Raw genomic sequence first — 264 nt, 5'->3', positions numbered from 1 at the left:
TTGCTACAAAATCTTTTAGAATATTTTCTGTGCGACGAACGATATCTCTATCTCCCTCTTCATACAAAGGAAACAAACAGTATCTTATCAAAACCTCCATATCTGTAATACCTTCAAAGAAAGATTCTCGATGACGAATCATAAATTCGCCATCACCAAGAAACACTTCATCCTCTTTTCCTTCTTTTATGGCTTGCTTATATTTCTCAAGTTCCCAACCTGTTTTAACTGGTTGATAGTCTTTCATCAGTTATTTCCTCCTAC

The 264-nt window shown here is 35.2% G+C and carries 1 protein-coding gene; it reads right to left on the bottom strand.

Annotation, left to right across the window (positions count from 1 at the left end):
• Positions 1 to 247: NAD glycohydrolase toxin immunity factor (gene ifs / locus C1E99_RS00585; protein WP_238146173.1), on the bottom strand; the 247-nt coding region annotated here is incomplete at its 3' end.
• Positions 248 to 264: the final 17 nt, after the last annotated feature.

The organism is Streptococcus suis (assembly GCF_002964045.1).
Taxonomy (GTDB): Bacteria; Bacillota; Bacilli; order Lactobacillales; family Streptococcaceae; genus Streptococcus; species Streptococcus suis_U.
This window is presented reverse-complemented; position numbering and strand designations above follow the sequence as displayed.